At 65.3% G+C, this 23,445-nt stretch carries 20 protein-coding genes; 9 read left to right on the top strand and 11 right to left on the bottom strand.

Annotated elements, in window-relative coordinates; all coding sequences use genetic code 11:
- The first annotated feature begins 174 nt into the window (after nt 1–174).
- From JQ627_RS15110 to JQ627_RS15125, 4 genes are all read left to right on the top strand, one after another.
- A complete protein-coding gene (locus JQ627_RS15110) occupies nt 175–1,257 on the top strand; it encodes a helix-turn-helix transcriptional regulator (protein WP_249143101.1) in 1,083 nt (360 codons plus the stop codon).
- Between the two features lie 16 nt (nt 1,258–1,273).
- Nucleotides 1,274–2,284 carry a M23 family metallopeptidase gene (locus tag JQ627_RS15115; protein WP_249143102.1) on the top strand — a complete coding sequence of 337 codons (1,011 nt, stop codon included), beginning with the start codon at nt 1,274–1,276 and terminating at the stop codon, nt 2,282–2,284.
- 106 nt (nt 2,285–2,390) lie between these two features.
- The gene (gene dapB, locus JQ627_RS15120) at nt 2,391–3,206 is read left to right on the top strand and encodes a 4-hydroxy-tetrahydrodipicolinate reductase (RefSeq protein ID WP_212484962.1); all 816 of its coding nucleotides are present in this window, start codon (nt 2,391–2,393) and stop codon (nt 3,204–3,206) included.
- 23 nt (nt 3,207–3,229) lie between these two features.
- On the top strand, nt 3,230–3,853 hold the full coding sequence (locus tag JQ627_RS15125) for a 2,3-bisphosphoglycerate-dependent phosphoglycerate mutase (RefSeq protein ID WP_212484963.1): 624 nt from the start codon (nt 3,230–3,232) through the stop codon (nt 3,851–3,853).
- Nucleotides 3,854–3,991: 138 nt separating this feature from the next.
- On the opposite strand, the gene JQ627_RS15130 is transcribed toward JQ627_RS15125, so the two are convergent.
- Nucleotides 3,992–4,888, bottom strand: a complete 897-nt coding sequence (locus tag JQ627_RS15130) for a bifunctional helix-turn-helix domain-containing protein/methylated-DNA--[protein]-cysteine S-methyltransferase (RefSeq protein WP_212484964.1) — start codon at nt 4,886–4,888, stop codon at nt 3,992–3,994.
- Nucleotides 4,889–4,943: 55 nt separating this feature from the next.
- Nucleotides 4,944–5,477, bottom strand: coding sequence for a DUF2244 domain-containing protein (locus JQ627_RS15135; protein ID WP_212484965.1), 534 nt, complete (start codon nt 5,475–5,477; stop codon nt 4,944–4,946).
- Nucleotides 5,478–5,499: 22 nt separating this feature from the next.
- Between JQ627_RS15135 and nth the strand changes: the two genes are divergently transcribed.
- Genes nth through JQ627_RS15150 form a run of 3 tightly spaced genes read left to right on the top strand, consistent with a single transcriptional unit; the run spans nt 5,500 to nt 9,062 of the window.
- Nucleotides 5,500–6,252 carry an endonuclease III gene (gene nth, locus JQ627_RS15140; protein WP_212484966.1) on the top strand — a complete coding sequence of 251 codons (753 nt, stop codon included), beginning with the start codon at nt 5,500–5,502 and terminating at the stop codon, nt 6,250–6,252.
- A 58-nt stretch (nt 6,253–6,310) separates the two neighbouring features.
- Nucleotides 6,311–7,447, top strand: a complete 1,137-nt coding sequence (locus tag JQ627_RS15145) for an HlyD family secretion protein (RefSeq protein ID WP_212484967.1) — start codon at nt 6,311–6,313, stop codon at nt 7,445–7,447.
- On the top strand, nt 7,434–9,062 hold the full coding sequence (locus JQ627_RS15150; protein ID WP_212484968.1) for an MFS transporter: 1,629 nt from the start codon (nt 7,434–7,436) through the stop codon (nt 9,060–9,062). The genes JQ627_RS15145 and JQ627_RS15150 overlap by 14 nt, the downstream gene beginning before the upstream one ends.
- 30 nt (nt 9,063–9,092) lie before the next feature.
- Here JQ627_RS15150 and JQ627_RS15155 read toward each other — a convergent pair whose 3' ends face one another.
- From JQ627_RS15155 to JQ627_RS15175, 5 genes are all read right to left on the bottom strand, one after another.
- Nucleotides 9,093–9,833 (bottom strand): sulfate transporter family protein, encoded by a 741-nt coding sequence (locus JQ627_RS15155; RefSeq protein WP_212484969.1) that lies wholly within the window; start codon nt 9,831–9,833, stop codon nt 9,093–9,095.
- A 191-nt stretch (nt 9,834–10,024) separates the two neighbouring features.
- Nucleotides 10,025–12,052 (bottom strand): S8 family serine peptidase, encoded by a 2,028-nt coding sequence (locus tag JQ627_RS15160; protein ID WP_212484970.1) that lies wholly within the window; start codon nt 12,050–12,052, stop codon nt 10,025–10,027.
- A gap of 65 nt (nt 12,053–12,117) precedes the next feature.
- Nucleotides 12,118–12,297, bottom strand: a complete 180-nt coding sequence (locus tag JQ627_RS39040; RefSeq protein WP_249143103.1) for a hypothetical protein — start codon at nt 12,295–12,297, stop codon at nt 12,118–12,120.
- Between the two features lie 764 nt (nt 12,298–13,061).
- Complete coding sequence (gene nikR, locus JQ627_RS15170; protein WP_028148816.1) at nt 13,062–13,508, bottom strand: nickel-responsive transcriptional regulator NikR; 447 nt, start codon at nt 13,506–13,508, stop codon at nt 13,062–13,064.
- A 57-nt stretch (nt 13,509–13,565) separates the two neighbouring features.
- Nucleotides 13,566–16,016, bottom strand: coding sequence for a heavy metal translocating P-type ATPase (locus JQ627_RS15175; protein WP_212484971.1), 2,451 nt, complete (start codon nt 16,014–16,016; stop codon nt 13,566–13,568).
- 50 nt (nt 16,017–16,066) lie between these two features.
- Between JQ627_RS15175 and JQ627_RS15180 the strand changes: the two genes are divergently transcribed.
- Complete coding sequence (locus JQ627_RS15180) at nt 16,067–16,342, top strand: metal-sensitive transcriptional regulator (RefSeq protein WP_007598521.1); 276 nt, start codon at nt 16,067–16,069, stop codon at nt 16,340–16,342.
- A gap of 193 nt (nt 16,343–16,535) precedes the next feature.
- On the opposite strand, the gene JQ627_RS15185 is transcribed toward JQ627_RS15180, so the two are convergent.
- Nucleotides 16,536–17,507, bottom strand: coding sequence for a YiiX/YebB-like N1pC/P60 family cysteine hydrolase (locus JQ627_RS15185; RefSeq protein WP_212484972.1), 972 nt, complete (start codon nt 17,505–17,507; stop codon nt 16,536–16,538).
- A 192-nt stretch (nt 17,508–17,699) separates the two neighbouring features.
- Between JQ627_RS15185 and JQ627_RS15190 the strand changes: the two genes are divergently transcribed.
- Nucleotides 17,700–19,088, top strand: coding sequence for an NAD(P)/FAD-dependent oxidoreductase (locus JQ627_RS15190; protein ID WP_212484973.1), 1,389 nt, complete (start codon nt 17,700–17,702; stop codon nt 19,086–19,088).
- Nucleotides 19,089–19,093: 5 nt separating this feature from the next.
- On the opposite strand, the gene JQ627_RS15195 is transcribed toward JQ627_RS15190, so the two are convergent.
- Genes JQ627_RS15195 through pheS form a run of 3 tightly spaced genes read right to left on the bottom strand, consistent with a single transcriptional unit; the run spans nt 19,094 to nt 23,348 of the window.
- Nucleotides 19,094–19,864: a sulfite exporter TauE/SafE family protein gene (locus JQ627_RS15195; RefSeq protein ID WP_212484974.1), complete on the bottom strand. Its 771-nt coding sequence runs from the start codon at nt 19,862–19,864 to the stop codon at nt 19,094–19,096.
- Nucleotides 19,861–22,269, bottom strand: coding sequence for a phenylalanine--tRNA ligase subunit beta (gene pheT / locus JQ627_RS15200; RefSeq protein ID WP_212484975.1), 2,409 nt, complete (start codon nt 22,267–22,269; stop codon nt 19,861–19,863). Before pheT ends, JQ627_RS15195 begins: the two co-directional genes overlap by 4 nt.
- Nucleotides 22,266–23,348, bottom strand: coding sequence for a phenylalanine--tRNA ligase subunit alpha (pheS, locus tag JQ627_RS15205; RefSeq protein ID WP_212484976.1), 1,083 nt, complete (start codon nt 23,346–23,348; stop codon nt 22,266–22,268). Before pheS ends, pheT begins: the two co-directional genes overlap by 4 nt.
- Nucleotides 23,349–23,445: the final 97 nt, after the last annotated feature.

The raw sequence follows: 23,445 nt of genomic DNA on the forward strand, positions 1-23,445 counted from the left end.
TGGTAAGGGCTGGGCCGGCCTATGAGGGAGGCGACCGTGCATGAGTGCAGTAAGGCACTACCTTCCGCACAGGATGATCTTCGCACCGATTGCGTCGAGCGCGCCTCGAAGCAGGGCAATGACGGATGTGGTCCGTCAGGGTCTTTTCCGGAGCCACGCCCGCAACAGACCGCAATGGAATATTTCGCGAGGGCCATAGCGGAATTGCTCGGTTGCAGGAGCTGCTACGTCGCCATGCTGTCCGCCTCCGGGCTGGAAGAAGCCAGAATCGGAGACGCTCCTACCGACCCGTCATGCGCGACGATGGTTGAGCGATTTGCGCGCAAGGGCACCGCCGAGGACGTCGCCTCGCTCGAGCCGATCAATTCCCGGACGTCCTTCGTCCGCAAGTTGATCGGCGCGGAACCCCCGGTAAAGAGCCATTCCGTCATTGGCAGGTTTGCTTCCGGCGAGCGAGCCACGGTCGTGTTCGTGGCCGGATGGCGACCGTCAGCGCTTGCGGCAGCCGAGATTCCCGGCCTGGCGCATACCGTGCGCCCGTTATGGAAGGCTGCTCATTCACTTGCCCGGCAAACGCCGGGGCATCTCGATACGCAGGTTTGGCTCGAAGAGCTGACCTTTCCTGCCATCGTTGCGGACCAGGGCCTGCACGTTCACGCAGTCAATCGTGGTGGACGAGTGCTGCTTGCCAAGCGCGAGCTGCTAAGGATGGATGGAGGCAGGCTCGCCGGCTCATGCGGTTCGGTGACCGAGAGCTTGCGGGGGGCAATCGGGAAGGTGCTCGTTGAGAGCGGGACTCATGGAGGGCTCAATACTACGGTACCGCTCTCGATAGATCGTCAGCAATTCGCCTTCGCCAAGATCGGTGCGGTCCCGACGCATGACGAGGTGGGAAAGGTCCTCATCGTCGTGCCGCAATTCGATGACGCGCAGGGCGCGCACTGCATTGCATCTGCCTTCGGGTTGAACTGGGCTGAGGAAAGAATCGTCGCCCGGATTCTTCAATTCCAATGCCCTCGCGATATTGGAGCCGAGCTTGGGTTGACCGAGGCAACGGTGCGAACCTACACCAAGAGGATCATGCTCAAATTGGGGATCAATCGCCAGTCGGAGTTCTTTCTTCTGTATCATCTCACCCAGTCGCCTTTTGGCGCTGGCAGGCGCGAGAACTCGGTGAGCCGGCCGGCCTCCGACTGTCGATTGGACGAAGAGGGTCCGATGAGCTTGCGGACCGCCGGCAAGCGTTCGCCTGACTGAGCTACAGGGCTCCCTGATGTCGAGTCGCATGAGCTGCGCGGGTCTCCTCTACCGGGCGTTCGCTGCCTTGGCATTGGCTGGGGCTGGCTTCCGTGCCGATGCCCAGAGCATTCAATTGGCGCTTCCGCTTGCCTGCGAGCCTGGCCGTACCTGCTTCATCCAGAATTACACGGATCTCGATCCGTCCCGGTCGGCGCGAGATTACAAATGCGGCACGCTGACTTATGACGACCACAACGGCACCGACTTTCGTTTGCCCTCACTGGCCGTGCAAAAGGCCGGCGTGGAAGTGCGCGCAGCAGCACGCGGCCGCATTCTTCGTACACGCAATGACTCTCCAGACGGCGCTTTCACAAAATCGGGACGCGAAGCGGTGCGCGAGGCCGAATGTGGCAATGGCGTCGTCATCGAACATCCGGAGCAGTGGGAAACCCAGTACTGCCACCTGGCCGCCGGCAGTGTGTTGATCAAGCCTGGAGACAAGGTCGAACCTGGACAGCCGATCGGTCGTGTCGGACTCTCCGGCCTCACGGAGTATCCTCACCTGCATTTCACCGTGAGGCATGGTGGCGTGGTCGTCGATCCCTTTGCGTATGGCGTTCGTCCCGAATCTTGCGAGGGCGGTCAATCCCTCTGGCTTGCTGCCGTCCGCCCGAAACTCGAGTATCAGGAACGAGCCATCCTCAATGCGGGCTTTACGACGGGGCCGGTTACGATGGAACTCATCGAGGACGGCAGTGCCGAGAGTCAAATGCCGTCCGCCAGTTCGATGGCGATCGTCGCGTTCGTGCGGGCCATCGGGCTGAAGGCAGGCGATGCGCAATGGCTGGTCGTCAAGGATCCCCTCGGGAATGTCATTGCGGAAAATCGGTCTGCACCTCTTCAGACCAACAAAGCGCAATTCATGCTCTTTGCGGGGAAGAAGCGGCCTCCTGGGGGTTGGGAACGTGGCTCCTACAAGGCCACTTATGTTGTCGAGCGCGATGGCCAGATCGTGCTCAAGAAAGACCTGGAGCTCACGCTCTAGCGCTGCCCCCTGTGTTAGGGAGCGACCCGATTCCAAGGGCCTTTTAAAGGTCTGGTCGGTTGCCGGAACGGCCCGCTCCCGCTATAGGGCGTGGAGAGGGTGAACCATGTCCGATATGCGTTTGATTGTTGCTGGGGCCGGCGGCCGGATGGGCCGGGCGCTGGTACGAGCGATTGCCGACACCGAAGGCGCGGTACTGGCGGGAGCCCTGGAGGCGCCGGGTTCGGAGCTGCTCGGCAAGGATGCCGGCGTGCTCGCGGGCCTTCCGGCCAACGAGATCAAAGTCTCGGCCGACCTCTGGGCGATGTCGAAAGACGCCGACGGCATCCTGGATTTTACCGTGCCGGCGGCGACCATCGCCAATGTCGCGATCGCGGCCCAGCGCGGCATCGTGCACGTCATCGGCACCACCGGACTGTCGGCCTCCGACAACGCCGTGATCAAGAGCGTCACCAACCGCGCGGTCGTGGTGCAGTCAGGCAATATGAGCCTGGGCGTCAATCTGCTCGCCGCGGTGGTCAAGCGCGTCGCCAAGGCACTCGACGAGAGCTTCGACATCGAAGTCGTCGAAACCCACCACCGCATGAAGATCGATGCGCCTTCGGGCACGGCGCTGATGTTGGGCCAGGCCGCCGCCGCCGGCCGAGGCATCTTGCTCGATGAGCATTCGGACCGCGGCCGCGACGGCATCACCGGTGCACGCAAGCCGGGCGACATCGGCTTTGCTTCCTTGCGCGGCGGCACCGTCGCCGGCGAGCACAGCGTGACCTTCCTCGGTCCGTTCGAGCGCCTGACGCTGTCGCATCTGGCCGAAGACCGCATGTTGTTCGCACATGGCGCGCTCAAGGCGGCGCTGTGGGCGCATGGCAAGAAGCCGGGGCACTACTCCATGGCCGACGTGCTCGGTCTCGCAGACATCTGAACGAACGGAATGGAAAGCAGTCAATGAGCGAACGTCTCCTGGTGCTCGTGCGCCACGGCCAGAGCGAGTGGAATCTGAAGAATCTGTTCACCGGCTGGAAGGATCCTGATCTCACCGAGCTCGGCGTGAAGGAAGCCACGGAAGCCGGCCGCAAGCTGAAAGCGCAGGGCCTCGTGTTCGACGTCGCTTATACCTCGGTCCTGACGCGCGCGCAGCACACGCTCGATCTCATTCTCGGCGAACTCGACCAGAAGGGCCTGCCGACCTCCAAAGACGTCGCGCTGAACGAGCGCGACTATGGCGATCTCTCCGGCCTGAACAAGGACGACGCCCGCAAGAAATGGGGCGAGGACCAGGTGCTGATCTGGCGGCGCTCCTACGACGTGCCGCCGCCCGGCGGCGAAAGCCTGAAGGATACGCTGGCGCGCGCGCTGCCTTATTACGTGCAGGAGATCCTGCCCGGCGTACTCAACGGCAAGCGCACGCTGGTCGCTGCCCACGGCAACTCGCTGCGCGCGCTGATCATGGTGCTGGAAAAGCTCTCGCCCGAAGGCATCCTGAAGCGTGAGCTCGCGACGGGCGTGCCGATCATCTACCGGCTCAATGCGGATTCGACCGTGGCGTCGAAGCTGGATCTGGCGGGCTAGGTTATCGCCGCACGCACGGTGCCGTAGGGTGGGCAAAGCGAAGCGTGCCCACGCAGCGTCAGCGACTTGAGAAAGATGGTGGGCACGGCGCTTTGCGCCTTTGCCCACCCTACGGCAGAGTGCTCCACGGCATCTCGCTTACTGCATCCCCAGCTGCCCGGCCTCCCAGCCCAGCATCGCCTGCTTGCGGGTGATGCCCCAGTGATAGCCGGTGAGCGTGCCGCTCTTGCCGAGCGCGCGGTGGCAGGGCACGACGAACGAGACCGGGTTCCTGCCGACCGCAGCGCCGACGGCGCGTGAAGCCTTCGGGTTGTTGATGTTGCAGGCGATGTCGGAATAGGACACCGCGCGCCCCATCGGGATCTTCAGCAGCGTCTCCCACACCCGCACCTCAAAATCGGTGCCGATCATCACGACGCGTAGGGGCTGGTCCGGCCGCCATAGCTTGGTGTCGAAGATGCGCTGTGCGAGCGGTGCGGTGCCTTCGTGATCCTCGACGTAAGTTGCATTGCGCCATCGCCGCGTCATGTCGGCGAGCGCGACCTTCTCCTCGCCGGGATCGGCGAAGGCGAGGCCCGACAGGCCGCGATCGGTCGCGATCACGATCGCCGTACCGAACGGCGAGGGGTGGAAGCCGTAGCGCAAGGTGAGACCCGCGCCGCCGTTCTTCCATTCGCCCGGCGACATCGCTTCATGGGTGACGAAGAGATCGTGCAGCCGCCCCGGCCCCGAGAGACCGGAGTCGAGTGCTGCATCGAGAATGCTCGCGGAGTCCCGCAGCAGACCCTTGGCGTGGTCGAGGGTCAGCGCCTGCATGAAAGCCTTCGGCGTGATCGAGGCCCAGCGGCGGAACAGATGGTGCAGCTCATCCGGCGTGACGCCCGCCGCATCCGCCATCGCTTCGATGGCTGGCTGGGTGCGCCAATTCTCCGAGATGAACGCGATCGCCCGTCGCACGGAGTCGTAATCGCGTAGCGCGGCGTTCTGGGGGCCCGGCTTGGCCAGGCGCTGGTCATTTATGGCGAGTGTCATCATGATTGGAAATGTAGGCGTGGCGCCGGGCCGAAACCACCCGATTTCCGATCCGGACTCAGGAGACCGGGTTGTAGGTCGGGCCGCGCTTGGCAGCGCTCAGGGCCTCAACCAAGCCTTTGTAAAAACTGGCCTTTTCGTCTGGACCAAGGAAGCGGGCGATCTGGATCTGGTGGCCACGCGAGATCAGGTAGAGATGCTCGATGCCAAAATCCTCGTCGACCTCCATGTCGAGGCGGACCCAGAGCGGATTGAACGTCCATTCGGCGACCTGGCCGCGATGGCTGACGCGACGGACCCGCAATTCCGAGGGCGTGACCGTGATCTCCTCGCGCGCCCGCGCGGTGCGGAAATTGACCTTGAAGGCCCACCAGATCACCAGCACGTCGAGGCCGAAGAAGCCGAACACCGGCCATGCCCCCATCATCAGGAAGACGAGGCCGGTGACGAAACTGACGACGCTCAGGAACAGCATCACGGCGAGGAAGCCGGTGCGGTTCAGCGAGCGGTGCGGCGTCAGGAGTGCGGAGAAGATCTGAGGCTCCGTCTCGCGTTCAGATCGCTCGCGCTCAATTTCGTTGCCTGTGCTCATCGTCCCTCAGTATATCCCGATCATGGCGAAAATCACCCGCAAGCCGGCCCCGCGCAAAGCCGCCGTGCCGAAGAAAAAGGCAAAGGCGGCGGTCGCGAAGCCGATGGCCGCCGCCAAGAAATCACTCAAGGCTATAAAACCGTGGACGCCAGCGGAGATCCACGAGGTCTTCAGCCGCTTCCGCAAGGCCAATCCGGAGCCGAAAGGCGAGCTCGAACACGTCAATCCCTTCACGCTGCTGGTCGCCGTGGTGCTGTCGGCGCAGGCCACCGATGCCGGGGTCAACAAGGCGACGCGCGTATTGTTCGAGGTCGCCGACACGCCGCAGAAGATGCTCGACCTCGGCGAAGAACGCTTGCGCGAGTACATCAAGACCATCGGCCTCTATCGCACCAAGGCCAGGAACGTGATCGCGCTGTCGGCAAAAGTGCTCAGCGAATTCGGCGGCGAGGTGCCGCGCACGCGCGCCGGGATCGAATCCCTGCCAGGCGCCGGTCGCAAGACCGCCAACGTGGTGCTCAACATGGCCTTCGGCGAGCACACCATGGCGGTCGACACGCATGTCTTTCGCGTCGGCAACCGCACCGGGCTCGCGCCGGGCAAGACGCCGCTCGAAGTCGAGCTTGGTCTCGAAAAGGTGATCCCGGCCGAGTTCATGTTGCACGCCCATCATTGGCTGATTCTGCACGGCCGCTATACTTGCCTCGCGCGCAAGCCGCGCTGCGAGGTTTGCCTGATCAACGATCTCTGCCGATGGCCGGAGAAGACGGTCTGAGGCGGAATTCGCCGTCGTTCCGGGACGATGTGAAGCAAGCCGGTTTTGGGGGCATGTCGTGAGTCAGCAGGAACAAGTCTCGTCGCCACCGCCGGCCGCGGTACCGGCTCCGCCGCCGAAGCCGACGCAGCGGCCGGCGAGCTCGCTCTGGAGCCGGCTCGCGGTCCCCTTGTTCGCCGTGATCGTCGCGCTCGCCTTCGTCGCACTGGCGACGCTGCGCTTCGACGAATGGGTCGGCAACGCCGTGATCCAGACCACCAACGATGCCTATGTGCGCTCCGATCTGACGCGGCTTGCGAGCCGCGTCTCCGGCGAAGTGCTGACCGTCGGGGTCACCGACTTCCAGCGCGTCAAGGCCGGCGATCTCCTGATCCAGATCGATCCCGCCGACTACCAGGCCCAGGTCGCACAGTCCGAGGCCGCCGTCGCCGCCGCGCAGGCCGTGCTCGACAATCTGAGCAACCAGGTCGAGCTGCAATATGCGACCATCGCGCAGGCGCAGGCCGCACAGCTGTCCGCGGAAGCGTTGGAAGTCGAGGCCCGGCAGGAGCAGGATCGCCAGAAATCGCTGACGCAGACCGAAGCCGGCACACGGCAGCGGCTGGAACAGGCCGTCGCGGGCTACGCGAAGGCGCAGGCCGACGTGCGTGCCAGTCGCGCCGTCATCGCCGCGCAGCAGCATCAACTCGAAGTTCTGCAGGGCACCAAGAAGCAGCGCGCCGCCGATGTCGCGGCTGCCAAGGCGACGCTGGCGAGCGCGAAGCTGAAGCTCGGCTATACCACGATCACCGCGCCGTTCGACGGCGTCGTCGGCGAGCGCCAGGTGCAGCCCGGCGACTACGTCAACATCGGCACCAACCTCATCAACGTGGTGCCGCTGCCGAAGGTCTATGTGATCGCGAATTACAAGGAGACCCAGCTCACTCATGTCGCGCCCGGCCAACCGGTCGAGATCACCGTCGATGGCTTCCCGCGCGAGAAGCTGCGCGGCAGGGTCGAACGCATTGCGCCCGCGACCGGCGCGCAAGTGGCCCTGCTGCCGCCGGACAATGCGACCGGCAATTTCACAAAGGTCGTGCAGCGCATTCCCGTGCGCATCCAGTTCGACGACAACCAACCGCTGCTGGCGCGGCTGGTGCCGGGCATGTCGGTCGTCACCAGCATCGACACGAAGGCCGGCAATGGCGGAAAATGACGATGCCGGCCACGGACCTCTCTCGCGCGGCGGCATCGCGCCGCAGCCCTTGTTTGCCGTGGCGGCGGTGCTGCTCGGCTCGTTCCTCGCCAATTTCGACAGCCGGCTGACCACGGTCGGCCTGCCGGACCTGCGCGGTGCGTTCTCGCTCTCGTTCGACGAGGGCGCCTGGCTTTCGACCGCCGGCATCGGCTCGCAGATCCTGATTGCGCCGGCGGTGGCGTGGCTTGCGACGGTGTTCGGCCTGCGCCGCGTACTCGGCATTCCGAGCCTCGTCTACGCCGCGGTGTCGCTGATCATTCCCTTCGTGCACGATTATCCGACGCTGCTCGCGCTCAGCGTCATGCACGGCCTGCTGCTCGGCACCTTCGTGCCTGCGACGCTCATGATCGTGTTACGAAACCTGCCGATCCGATGGTGGGTGCCGGCGATCTCGCTCTATTCGATCAGGGTCGGCTTTGCGCTCGACACCTCGAGCTCCCTGGTCGGCTTCTATGTCGACCATCTCGGCTGGCAATGGCTGTACTGGCAGGGCGTCGTGATCGCGCCCTTGATGGGCCTGATGGTTTATCTGGGCACGCCAAGCGAGCCGGTGAACCGCACGCTGCTGCGCGAGGCCGATTGGGGCGGCATGCTGCTGCTCGGCGCCGCGGTCTCGATGATCTATGCCGGCCTCGACCAAGGCAATCGCCTGGACTGGCTCGGCTCCGGCACGGTGATGGCGCTGCTCGTCAGCGGTGTGGTGCTGTTCGCAGGCTTCCTCGTCAACGAGTCGCTGGTGCGACAGCCCTGGGCGCATGTCAACGTGCTGTTCTCGCGCAATGTCGGGTTGGGGTTGGTCTTGATCCTGCTCTACACGCTGACCAGCCTCTCCAACTCGTCGCTGGTGCCGAATTTCCTCGGCAATGTCGTTCTGCTCCGGCCGGAGCAGAGCGGGGTGTTGCTGCTCACCTATGGCGCGCTGCCGATGTTCGTGCTGGTGCCGATCTCGATCTGGCTGCTGCGGCATTTCGATACGCGGTTCGTCGTGGTGCTGGGCTTTGCCTGCTTTGCCGCGGCCAATCTCTGGGGCACGCAGCTCAGTCATGTCTGGGCGCGCGAGGACTTCATCGGCATCGTGCTGCTCCAGGCGATCGGGCAGTCGCTGCTCCTGCTGCCGATCATCATCACGCTGCTGTCGAACGCCGATCCGAGCCGCGCCACCTCTTTTGCCGCCTACATCCAGATCATGCGCCTCGGCGGCGCCGAGATCGGCATCGCGCTGATGGGCACGTGGCTGCGCGTGCGCGAGCAGGTCCATTCGTTCTATCTCGGCCAGAACCTTATGGTCGGCGATGCCGATGTGGTGGGCAGGCTCAAGCAGCTCGCCGATTACTTCGCAGCCCATGGCACCGGTCTGGCGCAGGCGCGCGCGGTCGGCACGCTTGCCGGCCTGGTGCAGCGCGAGGCCAACGTGCTCGCCTATATCGACGGCTTCTGGCTGTGCTTCTGGCTCGCGATCGCCGCGCTCGGGGTCGTCGCGCTGATCACCCGCGCGCCGCCCGGTCCGTTCACGCCGGCGCCGTTCGGCTTCGCCAGGATGCTGCTGCGCAAATGCGGGGTGCAAGTGAACTGAGAGGTGAGCTGAATGGTGAGCTGAGCGATATCACCGCATCTGCCGCGCCGGCTCGATCAGCTCGGGCCGCGGGCCGGACAGGCGCTTGTGCATGTGAACCATGAACGCCATGCCGAAGATCGGCGTCGCCAGATTGACGATCGGGATCGAGACGAAGGCCGCGATGAAAAGGCCGGCGGTGAAGATGGTCGCGGCATTGTCGCGCCGCATCGCCTTGGCCTCGTCCGGCGAGCGGAAGCGCATCGCGGCGAGCTCGAAATATTCGCGCCCGAGCAGCCAGGCGGCGGCGACGAAGAAGATCAGGAATCCGGCACCGGCGAACAGGACCAGCGGCAACGCTATCAGATAGACCAGGATCGTCAGCAGCGCGGTCTTGACGCCCTCGGAGATCGCCTGGCTGAACGGCAGCGCAGCGCCCGGGCGCTCGGCGGGATAGTGCTCGCGCTCGACGATGTCGGCGACGTCGTCGACGAACAGGCTCGCCACCAGCGAGGTGATCGCAGGCATCAGGAACACACCGCCGAACACGACGCCGAGGCCCGCCGCGATCGAGACGATCCAGGCGAGGACCTCGAGCGACGAATGCCAGCTCGGCCCGAGCAGGCCTTCCAGCCAGACCTCGCCATAGGTCGCAAACCAGCTCAGCAGCCGCTGCAGGCCGATCGCCAGCACGGTGATCAGCACCAGTGCAAGCCCGATCGATCGCCACAGGATCGAGCGCATCGCCGGCGACATCATTTGCGACAACGCCTTTACGGCGGCATCCAGCATGGGAGTACCTCTCGGGGAAACCACCCGCGAGAGGTAGACATGCCGGGAAGGTTCGACAAGAGGCGGTGCCCTCCGGGGCGGAATGCCGCGCCTGGAGCGTCAGCTCTGATCGGATCAGAACCGAAGCATCAGGTTCTTGTTTTGACGCGCTTTCTTCACGCGAACCGGCACCCACTTCGCTTGAAAGCGCCCTAGCTGACTCTAATGACGAGGGCGTAGTTCTGCGGCGCGACGGCGATGGAATGAGCGATGACCGAAATCACCGCTTCGCCGGGCGGCAGATTCTCGAAGATGACCTGCTCCACATTGTTCCGGCGGTCGAAGTCCTTCGAGCCGGCCGGCATGTTGCCATGGCGCTCCTGCTTGTTGGCCACCACGACGAGATCGAGGTCGCTTTGCAGGCCTTCGCCGGGCGGATCGGTCCAGACCAGCGTGACCTTCAGGCGGCTGCTTCCCGCCGGTATCGTGACCGTGCGGTCCTCGCGGTTGCCGGCGTCCAGCTTCTTCTTCTCGTCGAAGAACTGCAGCGTTTCGTTCGCGGCATGGGGGCCGACTACGGCCTGAACGTCGACCCGGCCGAAGCCCTGGCTGTTGCTTGCGACGGATCCCGCCTCCGACGGATGGTATTGTCCGGCAATGCTCCGCGCACCGTTGATGATGAGCGCCTTGAGCAGCGCGGCGCTTGGCGACTTCAGCCCTTCGCTTTTCCTCAGGAACGCCCGGACCAGGGCGACGGATCCGGCCACCAGCGGCGTCGCCATGCTGGTGCCGCCCTCGAACATGTAGAGCGGGTCTTGCGAGAGCTTCCATCCCTTCGAGTTCGTGGCACGGGAACGGGTTGACAGAATGAAGGATCCCGGGGCCACGACGTCGGGCTTGATGCGTTCGTCGTTGGTGGGTCCGCGGCTGCTGAACGCCACCATCCCTTCGGGATTGTTGGCCACTCGATCGGAGCTGATCGGCGTGGCCGGAAAATCGTTTGGCCATGCCCTGCCGTAGGTCATGGCCTCGGTGGGACGATTGTTCTCGCAGGCGCCGATGGTGAGGCAGTTCTTGGCCGTACCGGGCGGCGTCACGGAGTTGGGGTCGACCTGGCCATTGCCATCCTTGTCGCTCCCCTCGTTCCCGGCGGCGAAGCAGATCAGCATGTCGCGGTGCGCGTAGACGAACGTGTCGAGTTCGTTGGCCTGGGAGTCATACACGCCGAAATTTCCGACGCTGCCCCAGGAGTTGGAATGAATTCGCGCCTTGTCCGTCTTGTAGGGCGGACCGAACAGCTCATCGAGGCTGTCGGGCAGGCCGCCGAGGTTGCCGCCGCTGTCGAGCACGGATTGCAGAACCAGCTTTGCGCCGGGAGCCGTGCCGCGGATCGGGCCGTCGCTTTTCGATACGCCGTCGCCGAGGGCAGAACCCGCAACATGGGTGCCGTGGCCGTCCGGATCGTCTTTGCGCCGGGGACGGCCGAGCGCGTAGAGCTTCTTGACGCGCCCCTTGAAGGCCGGGTGCGTGTTCGTGGTCGATCCCTTGTCGAAACCGGTATCGGCGATCGCGATGATCTCGCCCGCGCCCTCGCCGCCATTGCTCGGCGTCGCCGCGGGAACGCGAAGAATTCCCCGCGCGATGTTGTTGAGCAGCTTGCGGGGAAAGACCTTCTCGACGCTGCGGACCTCGTCGAGCGCCGCGACGTCGGCAAGACGTCGCATCTTCAGCGTCACACGCACCTTGGTGGTGCCCGGAACGACGTCGTCGAGCTGCACATGCGCCGCTTCCGCGATCTTCCTTGCGGCGGATTTCACGCCGACATTGCGGTGGAGCATGACGTCGACGGTCACGCTGGTGCGGTCGAGCGCCGCCGGCTTTGCCGCGAGCGCGCGCGCCGCGGCGACGCCTCCCGGTTGGGTGTCCAGGTTGCGCAGTGCCGGCGCGATCTTCACGATGCCCGGGTAGAGGTCTGCCCATGCCACGAACGGCAGTTTCCGGACCTTGTCGAGCCCGGACGCCGGAAAGTGACAGACGACGGCGTTGCCCGGGACGGCTTCCAGGATCTCGGCGCCCGCCTTGGCGAGTTGCTCTCTGCGCTCGGCGTTGAGCGGCTGGTTGGTCTGCACGATGATGTAGTCGGATTCCTTCGCATTCGCATGATCCAGCGATAGCGCCGCGCGTTCCGCGTGCGGAGCCGAAGGATCGATTGTGATGCCGTTGATCGTGATCTGCGCCATGGTCGTTCCAATCTCCCTGATTGATCGTCCGTCCTTTGTCGTCCGCGCTGGCCGGATCGCTCGGCTCAAGTCTCCGCTGCGATGCTGGCCCAGCAGGTGATGGCGCTACAGACCGTGCTCCAGCGGCCGAACCCCTTGTAGATCTGCGCGGCGAGCTGCTCCTGCTGCTGCAAGGTGCCTTCGGCCTTGATCTGCGGATCGGAGACGTTGCGGATCGCGAGCCAGCGCGGCGCCTTGTCGCCCATCTCCGACGGTCCAGGTCACGACCAGCACGTCGGCGCGCGGCAGCGGTCCCTTGCCGTTGCCCTTCGGCTTCGGCCCGGTTTGCGGCGCGAGCCCCCTCGGCCAGGCAATGTCGGTGAAGCGCGACAGCCCGGTCGAGGTCGAGAAGGCCATGAACTCGCGACCTTCGGTCGCTTCGGAATCGAAATCGATGATCTCGCGCCGAAAGTCTTCGGTCGTGACCCTTGCGGATTTCTTCACCGGGCCCTTGGCCACGCGTTTCACCGCGAAGGTCTCGGGCGGGGGCGGCGTCGTGATCGGATCGAAACCGAGATTTCTCTCAACCCATTTGCGGTCGGCCAGCATCGCATCGTCTCCGCAATTGATTTTGACGAATGTCTTTCTTTAGTCGGCCAAGTGGGTCGGCGGTTGCAATCTTAGATCGAAATCATGGGCGCCGAAGGGTCCGAGCTGTTGACCAATTCCGTGCCGATCCGAGCCCGGCGAGCAATTCACCGGTCATACAAAGATATTTCTGAAAAAAATGCAGTCCGGTGCCTGAACCAGGCACTGGGCTCCAGATTACACCTATAGTTGAGATACGACAACCTGGCTTCCAATCACAACGGAAGGAAGTCGTGGCGAGCTCGACCAGGCGTGTCGCGCTGGTGAACCGGGCCCCCTGGCGCACAACTGCCGCGCGAGCGAAAACTTCTCTCGCGTGCCGAGCTCGCGGACGAGATGGAATTACGGGAGAGGAGAAGATCCGCGCTGCCGCTGGTCCATCCTACTCATGCCGATGCCCGTGCTTGCGCGCCTTCGCCTGCTTCCCTTCACCCGTCGGGATCATCACCACGCGGCCGTAGCGGACGCCGCGTTCGGCGATGATGTGGTCGGCGAAATGCCTGACCTCACCGGCGTCGCCGCGCAGCGCCGTCATCTCCATGCAATTGTTGTCGTCGAGATGGACATGCAGGGTGGCCAGCGCGAGGTCGTGGTGGCCGTGGAATTCCTGCACCAGGCGTTTCGAGAGATCGCGCGCGGCGTGGTCGTAGACATAGACGAGGCCGGCAACGCAGGGACCGGTCTGCGCGGTGTCCTCGGTGCTCTGTTGCAGGCCGGCGCGCGCGAGGTCGCGGATGATCTCGGAGCGGTTCTGGTAGCCGCGCGCTTCCGCCGCCGCATCGATCTCCGCCAAAAGATCGTCCTCGATGGTGATCGTAATCCGCTGCATCAGGTCCTCTCCGCGTGTACCGCCGAATGGACCTGTTCTACACGGATTTCGCGCTCCTCACAGCCGCGTCGCGCGAAGCCGCAGTGCGTTGCCGACCACGCTCACCGAGGACAGCGCCATCGCTGCCGCCGCGATGATCGGGGACAGCAGGATACCGAACGCCGGGTAGAGGATGCCGGCGGCGATCGGAATGCCGGCGGCGTTGTAGATGAAGGCGAAGAACAGGTTTTGCCGGATGTTGCTCATCGTCGCCTGCGACAGTTTCCGCGCACGCACGATGCCGGTGAGATCACCGCCCAGCAGGGTGACGCCGGCGCTCTCCATCGCCACGTCCGTGCCGGTGCCCATGGCGATGCCGACTTCGGCGGCCGCCAGTGCCGGCGCGTCGTTGACGCCGTCGCCGGCCATCGCGACGCTGCGCCCGGCCTTTTGCAGCTTCGTCACCACCGCGCTCTTCTGGTCCGGCAGAACCTCGGCCTCGACCTCGGCGATGCCGAGCCGGCGCGCCACGGCTTCCGCCGTCGTGCGGTTGTCGCCGGTCAGCATGATGACCTTGATGCCTTCATCCGCCAGCGCCCTCAGCGCTTCCGGGGTCGAGGCCTTGACCGGATCGGCGATCGCGAACAGGCCGGCCGGCTTGCCGTCGACGGCCATGTTGATCACGGTGGCGCCGTCCTGGCGCATACGTTCGGCCTCGGCATCGAGCGGCTTGGTGTCGATACCGATAGACCACAGATATTTCGCGTTGCCGAGCACGATGTTCCTGCCGTCGACCTTGCCGGTCGCGCCCTTGCCCGTCGGCGAATCGAACTCCTCGACGGGGCTCAGCGTGAGCTGCTTCTCCTTGGCCGCGCGCACGATCGCATCGGCCAAGGGATGCTCGCTGGCGCGCTCGACGCTGGCCGCGGTGCGGAGGATGTCATCTTCAACAAAGCCGGGCGCCGGCACGATCGCGACCACCTTGGGCTTGCCCTCGGTCAGCGTGCCCGTCTTGTCGACCACGAGCGTGTCGATCTTCTCCATCCGCTCCAGCGCCTCGGCGTTCTTGATCAGCACGCCTGCTTGCGCACCGCGGCCGACGCCGACCATGATCGACATCGGGGTTGCGAGGCCAAGCGCGCAGGGGCAGGCGATGATCAGCACGCTGACGGCTGCAACGAGGCCGAAGGCGAGCCGAGGCTCCGGTCCGAACCAGGCCCAGGCAGCGAAAGCAGCCACGGCCACGGCGATCACGGTCGGCACGAACCAGCCCGCGACCTGGTCGGCCAGCCGCTGGATCGGCGCGCGCGAGCGCTGTGCGTCCGCGACCATCTGCACGATCTGCGACAGCAGCGTCTCGCGCCCGACCTTGTCGGCGCGCATGATGAAGCCGCCCGACTGGTTGAGCGTACCGGCAATGACTTTTGCACCTGGCTCCTTGGTCACCGGCATGGATTCACCTGTCACGAGCGACTCGTCGAGCGCGGAGCGGCCCTCCAGAATGATGCCGTCGACCGGCACCTTCTCGCCGGGGCGGACGCGCAAGCGGTCGCCGGCATGGAGCTGCTCGATGTCGACCTCATGCTCGCTGCCATCAGGCTCGACGCGGCGTGCGGTCTTCGGCGCAAGACGTAGCAGCGCCTTGATCGCACCCGAGGTGGCGTCGCGGGCGCGCAGCTCCAGCACCTGACCGAGCAGCACCAGCACGGTGATCACGGCAGCCGCTTCGAAATAGACGGCGACCGCGCCTTCATGGCCGCGGAAGGTGGTGGGGAAAATCTGCGGCGCGATGGTGCCGATCAGGCTGTAGACGTAGGCGACGCCGGTGCCCATCGCGATCAGTGTGAACATGTTGAGGTTGCGCGTCAGCAGCGATTGCCAGCCGCGCACCAGAAACGGCCAGCCGGCCCAGAGCACGACGGGCGTCGCGAAGACGAGCTGAATCCAGTTCGACAGCGTCTGATCGATCCAGTTGTGTGGTCCCGCGAGATGGCCGCCCATCTCCAGCACCACCGCCGGCAGTGCCAGCGCGCCCCCGATCCAGAACCGCCGCGTCATGTCGGCAAGCTCGGGGTTGGGTCCGGTCTCCAGGCTCGCGACTTCCGGCTCCAGGGCCATGCCGCAGATCGGGCAGCTGCCGGGTCCGACCTGGCGGATCTCCGGATGCATCGGGCAGGTGTAGATCGTGCCCGCGGGCATCTCGGGCTCTTCGTTTTTCTTGGCGAGATACTTTGCAGGATCGGCAGCGAATTTGGTGCGGCAGCCGGCCGAGCAGAAATGGAAGGTCTCGCCGTGATGTGTGAGGTGGTGCTTCGAGGTCGCGGGATCGACCGTCATGCCGCAGACGGGATCGCGGACCTTGGTCGCGGCCTCGCCATGGTCATGCGCGTGATGATGGGCATGACCGCCGTGCCCGCCGCAGCAGGAGGACGCCGCGGGCTTCTCGACGGGCGGAGCAGCCTTGGCGGAACAGCCGCATCCGGAAGGTGTTTCCGACCTGTGATGGTGCCCGTGTTCCGCGTCGTTCATTGCCATGCTCCGGCCTTGCAACATATACCCTAGGGGGGTATATAGAGCGCATGCGCAAGGACATCAAGGCATCCGTCGGAAAACGTCTCGGCCGGATCGAGGGGCAGGTTCGCGGCCTCTCGAAAATGGTCGAGGAGGACCGCTATTGCATCGACATCGTGACGCAGATCTCGGCGGTGCGCGCCGCGCTGCGCCGGGTCGAGGAAGAGGTTCTGAAGGATCACGTCGCCCACTGCGTCGAGCACGCGATCGCGAGCGGCGACAAGGCCGATCAGCGCGAGAAGATCGCGGAGCTGATGGCGGTGATCGGACGGGCGGAACGGTAGGCTCTCACCATCGTCATTGCGAGGAGCGCAGCGACGAAGCAATCCAGACTGCCTCCGCCGAGGGACTCTGGATTGCTTCGCGGAGCCTGTCATCGGGCCGCGCTTCGCGCGGACCCGGTGGCTCGCAATGACGGTGGAAAGCGCGGTGCAGCGCCTCTCCCGACGTTCGCCGGAACGACGGCAGGCGCGATGCCTACGCCGCCATCTCCTGCGCGCGCCCCCGCGCGCGGTACATCGCGAGTTCGTCCAGCAGCACGAAATGCTCGGAGGAGGTGACGCCCGTCTCCGCAGGCTGCGCGCTCACTTGCTCAGCCGGAATTTCACCCGGCGTCTCTTGGTCAATCGCTTCAGGAACGAGCGGCGGCGCACGGAGCGTTTCTGGAAACACACTGAATGTGCCCGCTACCTCCTCGAGCGGCTTCTGCTTGTCGGCCCAGTGCAGCGCGGTGTAGTCAAAGCCGTGCACGATGGTGGGTTTGACGACCTCGAAATAGGGCGAGATGTCGAAGTCGCGGGGCATGTAGAGCGAGGAATCGCGGATGTGCAGGATCTCGCGGCGGGCGGCGCGACTGCCGGCCTTGGTGATCTTCGGCAGGATCGGATAGCGCACGGCGTCGAACGCCTGCGCGATCAGCGCGGAGCAGATGATCTTGGTGGGATCGCCCGACCCGATCGCGATCATGCGGCGCCGCCAGCGTTGCGGGATAGGCAACGGGAACAGGAAGCGCATCAGGTCGATGATGTTCTTGGTGTCGTAGCCGAAGCCGATGCGGTTGATCGCATAGCGGCAGACCGTGGTGCGGTCCTCATAGGACAGCCCGACCGGTCGGCAGACGCGGGTATGATACGGGAAATATTTCGACAGCGGCGCCGAGGTGACGCCCTCGCCGATATTGGCCTCGATCAGCACATGCGGCTCGCCGTCGGACTCGATGGCGCCCTCGACCGGGCCGACATAGAGCGCGGCGTGCGACCAGGTCGACTGCGTCAGATATTTGATGATGCCGGAGATGCGGTTGTTGCCCTCGACCAGCAGCACGTCGCCGGCCTCGACGACGCCGCGCAGGTGCTCGGGGTCGCTCGGCGTGAACGGCTCATAGCCGGGCACCTCCTTCGAGAGGTACGCGGCAATCAGCTTGCCGACTGAGTCCAGGACCGTCCCCATTTCAAACTCCCCCCACGGCCTTTTCCGGCCGTCTTTTTCGCTTCTCTATCATGGTCGAAACGTGTTGCAATTCGGTTCATCACTCTGTGAGATCAAGCACGATTGATTCACCATGATGGTTGCCGCGCAACATCAGATACGGCAAGGTTCGCGGGCTGTTCCCGTTTGCCGCAAGCCCCCGGAAACCATGACATGACAATCACGCGCCGCAGCTTCCTATCGGCGTCGGCGGCCCTTGCCGCGATGCCGGTCCTGCGCGCGACCGCCGCACCCCTGCCGCGCGAGGCTGACATCGTCGTGATCGGTGCGGGAGCGGCCGGGATCGCGGCGGCGCGGCGTATCATGGCCGCCAACCGCAAGGTCGTGGTGTTGGAAGCGTCATCCCAGATCGGCGGCCGCTGTATGACGGATAGCACGACCTTCGAAGTGCCGTTCGACCGCGGCGCGCGCTGGATGCACAATCCCGAGACCAACCCGATGATCCGGCTGGCGCGCAGCGCCGGGCTCGATGTCCTGCCGGCGCCATCGGGCCAGAAGATGCGCATCGGCCGCCGCAATGCCCGTGCCGGCGAGACCGAGCAATTCCTGGCGGCGCTGGTGCGCGCCAACCGCGCCATCGACGATGCCGCGCGCGGCAAGCTGGATACCTCTTGCGCGTCCGTGCTGCCGAAGGATCTCGGCGACTGGGCCGGCGCGGCCGAATTCATGCTCGGTGCGAGCTTTGCAGGTAAAGACCTCAAGGAGCTGTCGGCGATCGACAAGGGACGCGCGCAGGACCGCAACGCCGCGATCGCCTGCCGCCAGGGCTTGGGGACCCTGATCACGAAGCTCGGCGAGCAGGCGCCGGTCGCGCTGTCGACGCCGGCGAACAGGATTGCCTGGAGCAATCGCGATGTCAGCGTGGAGACGCCGTCCGGCAGGATCGCTGCACGCGCAGCCATCATCACGGTCTCGACCAATGTGCTGACATCGGGCGCGATCAAGTTCGCGTCCGAAATTCCCAAGCGCACGCTCGATGCGGCGTCAAAGCTCACGCTCGGCAGCTACGATCGCATCGTGCTGCAACTGCCGGGTAATCCGCTCGGGCTCTCGCGCGACGACATCCTCATCGAGCAGAGCAATTCGACGCGCACGGCGCTGATGCTCGCCAATATCGGCGGCTCCTCCCTGTGTTCGATCGATGTCGGCGGCTCGTTCGGCCGCGATCTCTCCGAGCAGGGCGAGAAGGCGATGATCGCCTTCGCCAGGGAATGGATCACAAAGCTGTTCGGCAGCGAGGCAGCGGCCGCCGTGCAGAAGACCAGCGCGACGCGCTGGAACGCCTCGCCGTTCGTCATGGGAGCGATGTCGGCGTCCTCGCCCGGTGGTCAGCTCTCGCGCAAAATACTGACCGAGCCGATCGGCAACATGTTCCTCGCCGGCGAGGCCACCCACGAGACGCTGTGGGGCACCGTCGACGGTGCCTGGGAAAGCGGCGAGCGCGCGGCGGACGCGGCCTTGCGCAAGATCGGCGCGTTGAGGGATGAACCGGCCGACGTTCCGACGCAGTCGACGAAGAAGCGCCGCGCGCCGCGACAGTAGGGCAATTAGCGCAAAATCCCGTCCAGCACCGGCAGCCCCGCGATCACCGCTATCGCGATCAGACCGTAGCAAATCGCGCGAAACGCTTTTTCGCTGGCGCGGCCGAACAGCGACGCGCCGAACGCGACGCCGATCGCATAGACCGGGCCGACGATCAGCGACAGCACCAGCGACTCGCGCGAGATCAGGCCGGTTGTCGCGTAGCTGACCATCGAGAAGAAATCCGACGCGCCGAAGAACAGCAGGATATTGGCGCGTGCGACGATCGGCGCGATCGGGCGGCCGAGCCAGTAGCCGACGATCGGCGGGCCACCGGTCTGCGCAAGGCCACTGCAGAAGCCGGAGAGGCCGCCGATACCGATCGAGAGCCAGGCGTGGTCCTTGCCGCGATAGCGCCAGCCCGACAGCAGCAGAAGCAACAGCGCGGCGACGAAGCCGGAGATGATCCATCGCGTGGTGACGGGTTCGAGCACGCTGAGGAAATAGGTGCCGATGGGCACGCCGATCAGCGCGCCGAACACGATCACGGCCGTGGCCTTGCGGTCGGCCTTGCGCCAGGCGTCGGGCAGCAGCGGCGCGGCCGCGACGAAATCGATCACGAGGAGCAGCGCGGCGACGAGACGCGGCGCCGCGATGCTGCTCGCCAGCGGCATGAAGATCAGCGCCGAGCCGAAGCCGGAGAAGCCGCGCGCGGTGCCCGAAACGAAAGCGACGGCGCAGAGCGCCATCGCAATGGTGAGACTGACGTCCTTCGGAAGAAGATCCGCAAGGGTCATCCGCGCAAGACGCCGCCGGTCTTCTTCGTGACTTCCGTCACGATCTTCGCCGCAACGGCCTCGATCTCCTGATCGGTCAGCGTCTTCTCGCGCGGCTGGATCGTCACCGCGATCGCGATCGACTTCTTGCCGTCGTCGATGCCCTTGCCCTCGTAGACGTCGAAGACATTCACGCCGGTGATCAGCTTCTTGTCGACGCCCTGCGCGGCGCGGACGATGTCGCCGGCCTTCACGGTGCGGTCGACGATGAAGGCGAAGTCGCGCGAGACCGGCTGGAAGGCCGACAGCTCGATCACGGGCTTGGCGCGGGTCGGCTTCTTCTTCGCCTCGGGGATGCGATCGAGGATCACCTCGAACACCATCAGCGGGCCGTCGGCGCCGAGCGCCTCGAGCGCGCGGGGATGCATCTCGCCGAAATAGCCGAGCACGTTCTGCGGGCCGATCTGGATCGTGCCGGAACGCCCCGGATGCAGCCAGCCCGGACCACCGGCGACGATCTGAAGCGCCTGCATCGGCGCGCCGGCCGCAGCCAGCACCGCGAGCGCATCGGCCTTGGCGTCGAACAATTCAGCCTGCGCTGATCCCGACCAATGCCGTCCGAGACCTTCCGACGAGGCAAAGCCGCGCCGAACGCCGCTCGCGGCCATGAACTGATCCTGCGGACGGTCGCCTTTGAACAGCTGGCCGACCTCGAACAGCGCGACATCGCCAAAGCCGCGATCGGCATTGGTCTGCGCTGCCGCGATCAGCCCCGCCAGAAGCGTCGGCCGCATGTCGGACAGGTCCGAGGCGATCGGGTTGGCCACTTCGAGCTCGCGCTGGCCGCCGCCGAACAGACTTGCCGCAGACTTCGTGATGAAGGACCAGGTCACCGCTTCGATGATGCCGCGGCTCGCGAGCGCGCGCCTGGCGCGGCGGGTGCGGAGCTGGAGCGGCGTCAGCACCGGCTTGCGCGCGTCCTCGCCGCGCTCGAACGGCGTCATCGGCACCTTGTCGACGCCGTAGATGCGCACGATCTCCTCGACGATGTCGGCCTTGCCATGCACATCGGTGCGCCACGAGGGCACCGCGACCTTCACCACCGGACCCGGGCCGGCCATCATGAAGCCGAGATGGGTCAGGATGCGCTTCATCTCCGGCTGCGGCACCTCGATCCCGGAGAGCCGCTTGACCTCGGTGACCGGAAAATCGATCACGCGGTCGTCGCCGAAGGCCTTGCCGACCACGACGTTCTCCGACGGCGCGCCGCCGCACATCTCCATCACCAGTTTCGTCGCGAGCTCCAGCCCGGGGACCATGAAGGCCGGATCGACGCCGCGCTCGAAGCGGTAGCGCGCGTCCGAATTGATGCCGAGCTTGCGGCCGGTCTGGGCGATGTTGATCTCGTTCCACAACGCCGATTCGATCAGGACGTCGGTGGTGTTCTCGTCGCAGCCGGAGGCCTCGCCGCCCATGATGCCGGCGAGCGATTCGACGCCGTGCTCGTCGGCGATCACGCAAATGGCGGGATCGAGATTGTAGCTGCGGCCGTCGAGCGCAAGCAGCGCCTCGCCGTCGCGGGCGCGGCGCACCACGAGATTGCCCCTCACCTTCTTCGCGTCGAACACGTGCAGCGGGCGGGCGCGGTCGTAGGTCATGAAGTTGGTGATGTCGACCAGCGCGTTGATCGGACGCAAGCCTATCGCGGTCAGTCGCTTCTGCAGCCATTCCGGCGACGGCCCGTTCTTCACCCCGCGTACGAGGCGCAGCGCGAAGCCCGGACACAGCGTGGCGTCCTCGACCGTGACCTTCACGGGACAGGGGAATTCGCCCTTGATCGGCTTGATGGTGGGGTCCTTGAACTTGCCCATGTCGGCGGCGGCGAGATCGCGCGCGATGCCGTGCACGCCGGTGCAGTCCTGCCGGTTCGGTGTCAGGTTGATCTCGACCACGGGATCGCCGAGCGCGGCCCAATCGGCGTAGCCCGCGCCGATCGGCGCATCCGCCGGCAATTCCATGATGCCGTCATGGTCGTTGGAGATCTGGAGTTCGGCCGCCGAGCACAGCATGCCGCGGCTCTCGACGCCGCGGATGGTGCCGACACCGAGCGTGATGTCCTTGCCGGGAATGTAGGTCCCCGGCGGCGAGAACACGCTGACCAGACCCGCCCGCGCATTCGGCGCGCCGCACACGACCTGCACCGGTGCGCCACCATCGCCGGTGTCGACCATGCAGACGCGCAGGCGATCCGCATTCGGATGCTGCTCGGCCGAGATCACCTTCGCGATGGTGAAGGGCTTCAGCGCCTTCGCCTTGTCCTCGATGTTCTCGACCTCGAGCCCGATCATGGTGAGCTTGTCGGCGAGCTTTTCCAGGGGCTCGTCGGTGTCGAGATGATCCTTCAGCCAGGAGAGGGTGAATTTCACGAGCTCAGTCCTCCGGCGAGAGTCGGCACTTCGAGCGGCTTGAAGCCGTAATGGGACAGCCAGCGGACATCGCTGTCGAACAGCTGGCGCAGATCGGCGATGCCGTATTTCAGCATGGCGATGCGGTCGATGCCCATGCCCCAGGCAAAGCCCTGGTACTCGTCGGGATCGATGCCGCAGGCGCGCAGCACGTTCGGATGCACCATGCCGCAGCCGAGAATCTCGAGCCAGTCATCGCCCTCGCCGAAGCGGATCTCGCCCTTGTCGCGGCGGCACTGGATGTCGACTTCCAGCGACGGCTCGGTGAACGGGAAGAACGACGGCCGGAAGCGCATGTTGATGTGGTCGACCTCGAAGAACGCCTTGCAGAACTCGTGCAGGATCCATTTGAGGTGGCCGAGATGCGAGTGCTTGTCGATGACGAGGCCTTCGACCTGGTGGAATTGCGGCGTGTGGGTCGCGTCCGAATCGATGCGATAGGTGCGGCCCGGGCAGATCACGCGGATCGGCGGCTTCTGGCTCAGCATGGTGCGCACCTGCACCGGCGAGGTGTGGGTCCGCAGCAGCATGCGCGAGCCGTCCTCCTTCGGATGGAAGAAGAAGGTATCGTGCATCTCGCGCGCGGGATGGCCTTCCGGAAAATTCAGCTTGGTGAAGTTGTAGTCGTCGGTCTCGATATCGGGGCCTTCGGCGACCGAGAATCCCATGTCGGCGAAGATCGTCGTCAGCTCGTCCCAGACCTGGCTCAGCGGATGGATGCGGCCGGCTTCAGTCGGCGCATCGCGCAGCGGCAGCGTCACGTCGATGGTCTCGGACGCGAGCCGCGCATCCAGCGCTGCCGACTTCAAGACGTCGCGCCGCGCGGCGAGCGCCTGGGTGACCTCGTCCTTGGTCTGGTTGATCGCCGCGCCTTGCGTCTTGCGCTCGTCCGGCGACATCTTGCCGAGGGTTGCGAGCAAGGCGGAGATCGAACCCTTCTTGCCGAGGGCAGCAACGCGGACGGCTTCGAGGGCGGCTTCGTCACCGGCAGCACTGATCTGCGCGAGGATGGATTGGACGAGACTGGCGAGGTCGGACACGGTCGGATCCTTTCAAAAGGCTGCCGGTTGTGGCCGCAGCCGGGCCGGAACGTCAAGCCGTATAGCCGTCGTAAATGCAGGGCATTTGAACCCTAGA

This window comes from Bradyrhizobium liaoningense (assembly GCF_018130785.1).
Lineage (GTDB): Bacteria > Pseudomonadota > Alphaproteobacteria > Rhizobiales > Xanthobacteraceae > Bradyrhizobium > Bradyrhizobium liaoningense_A.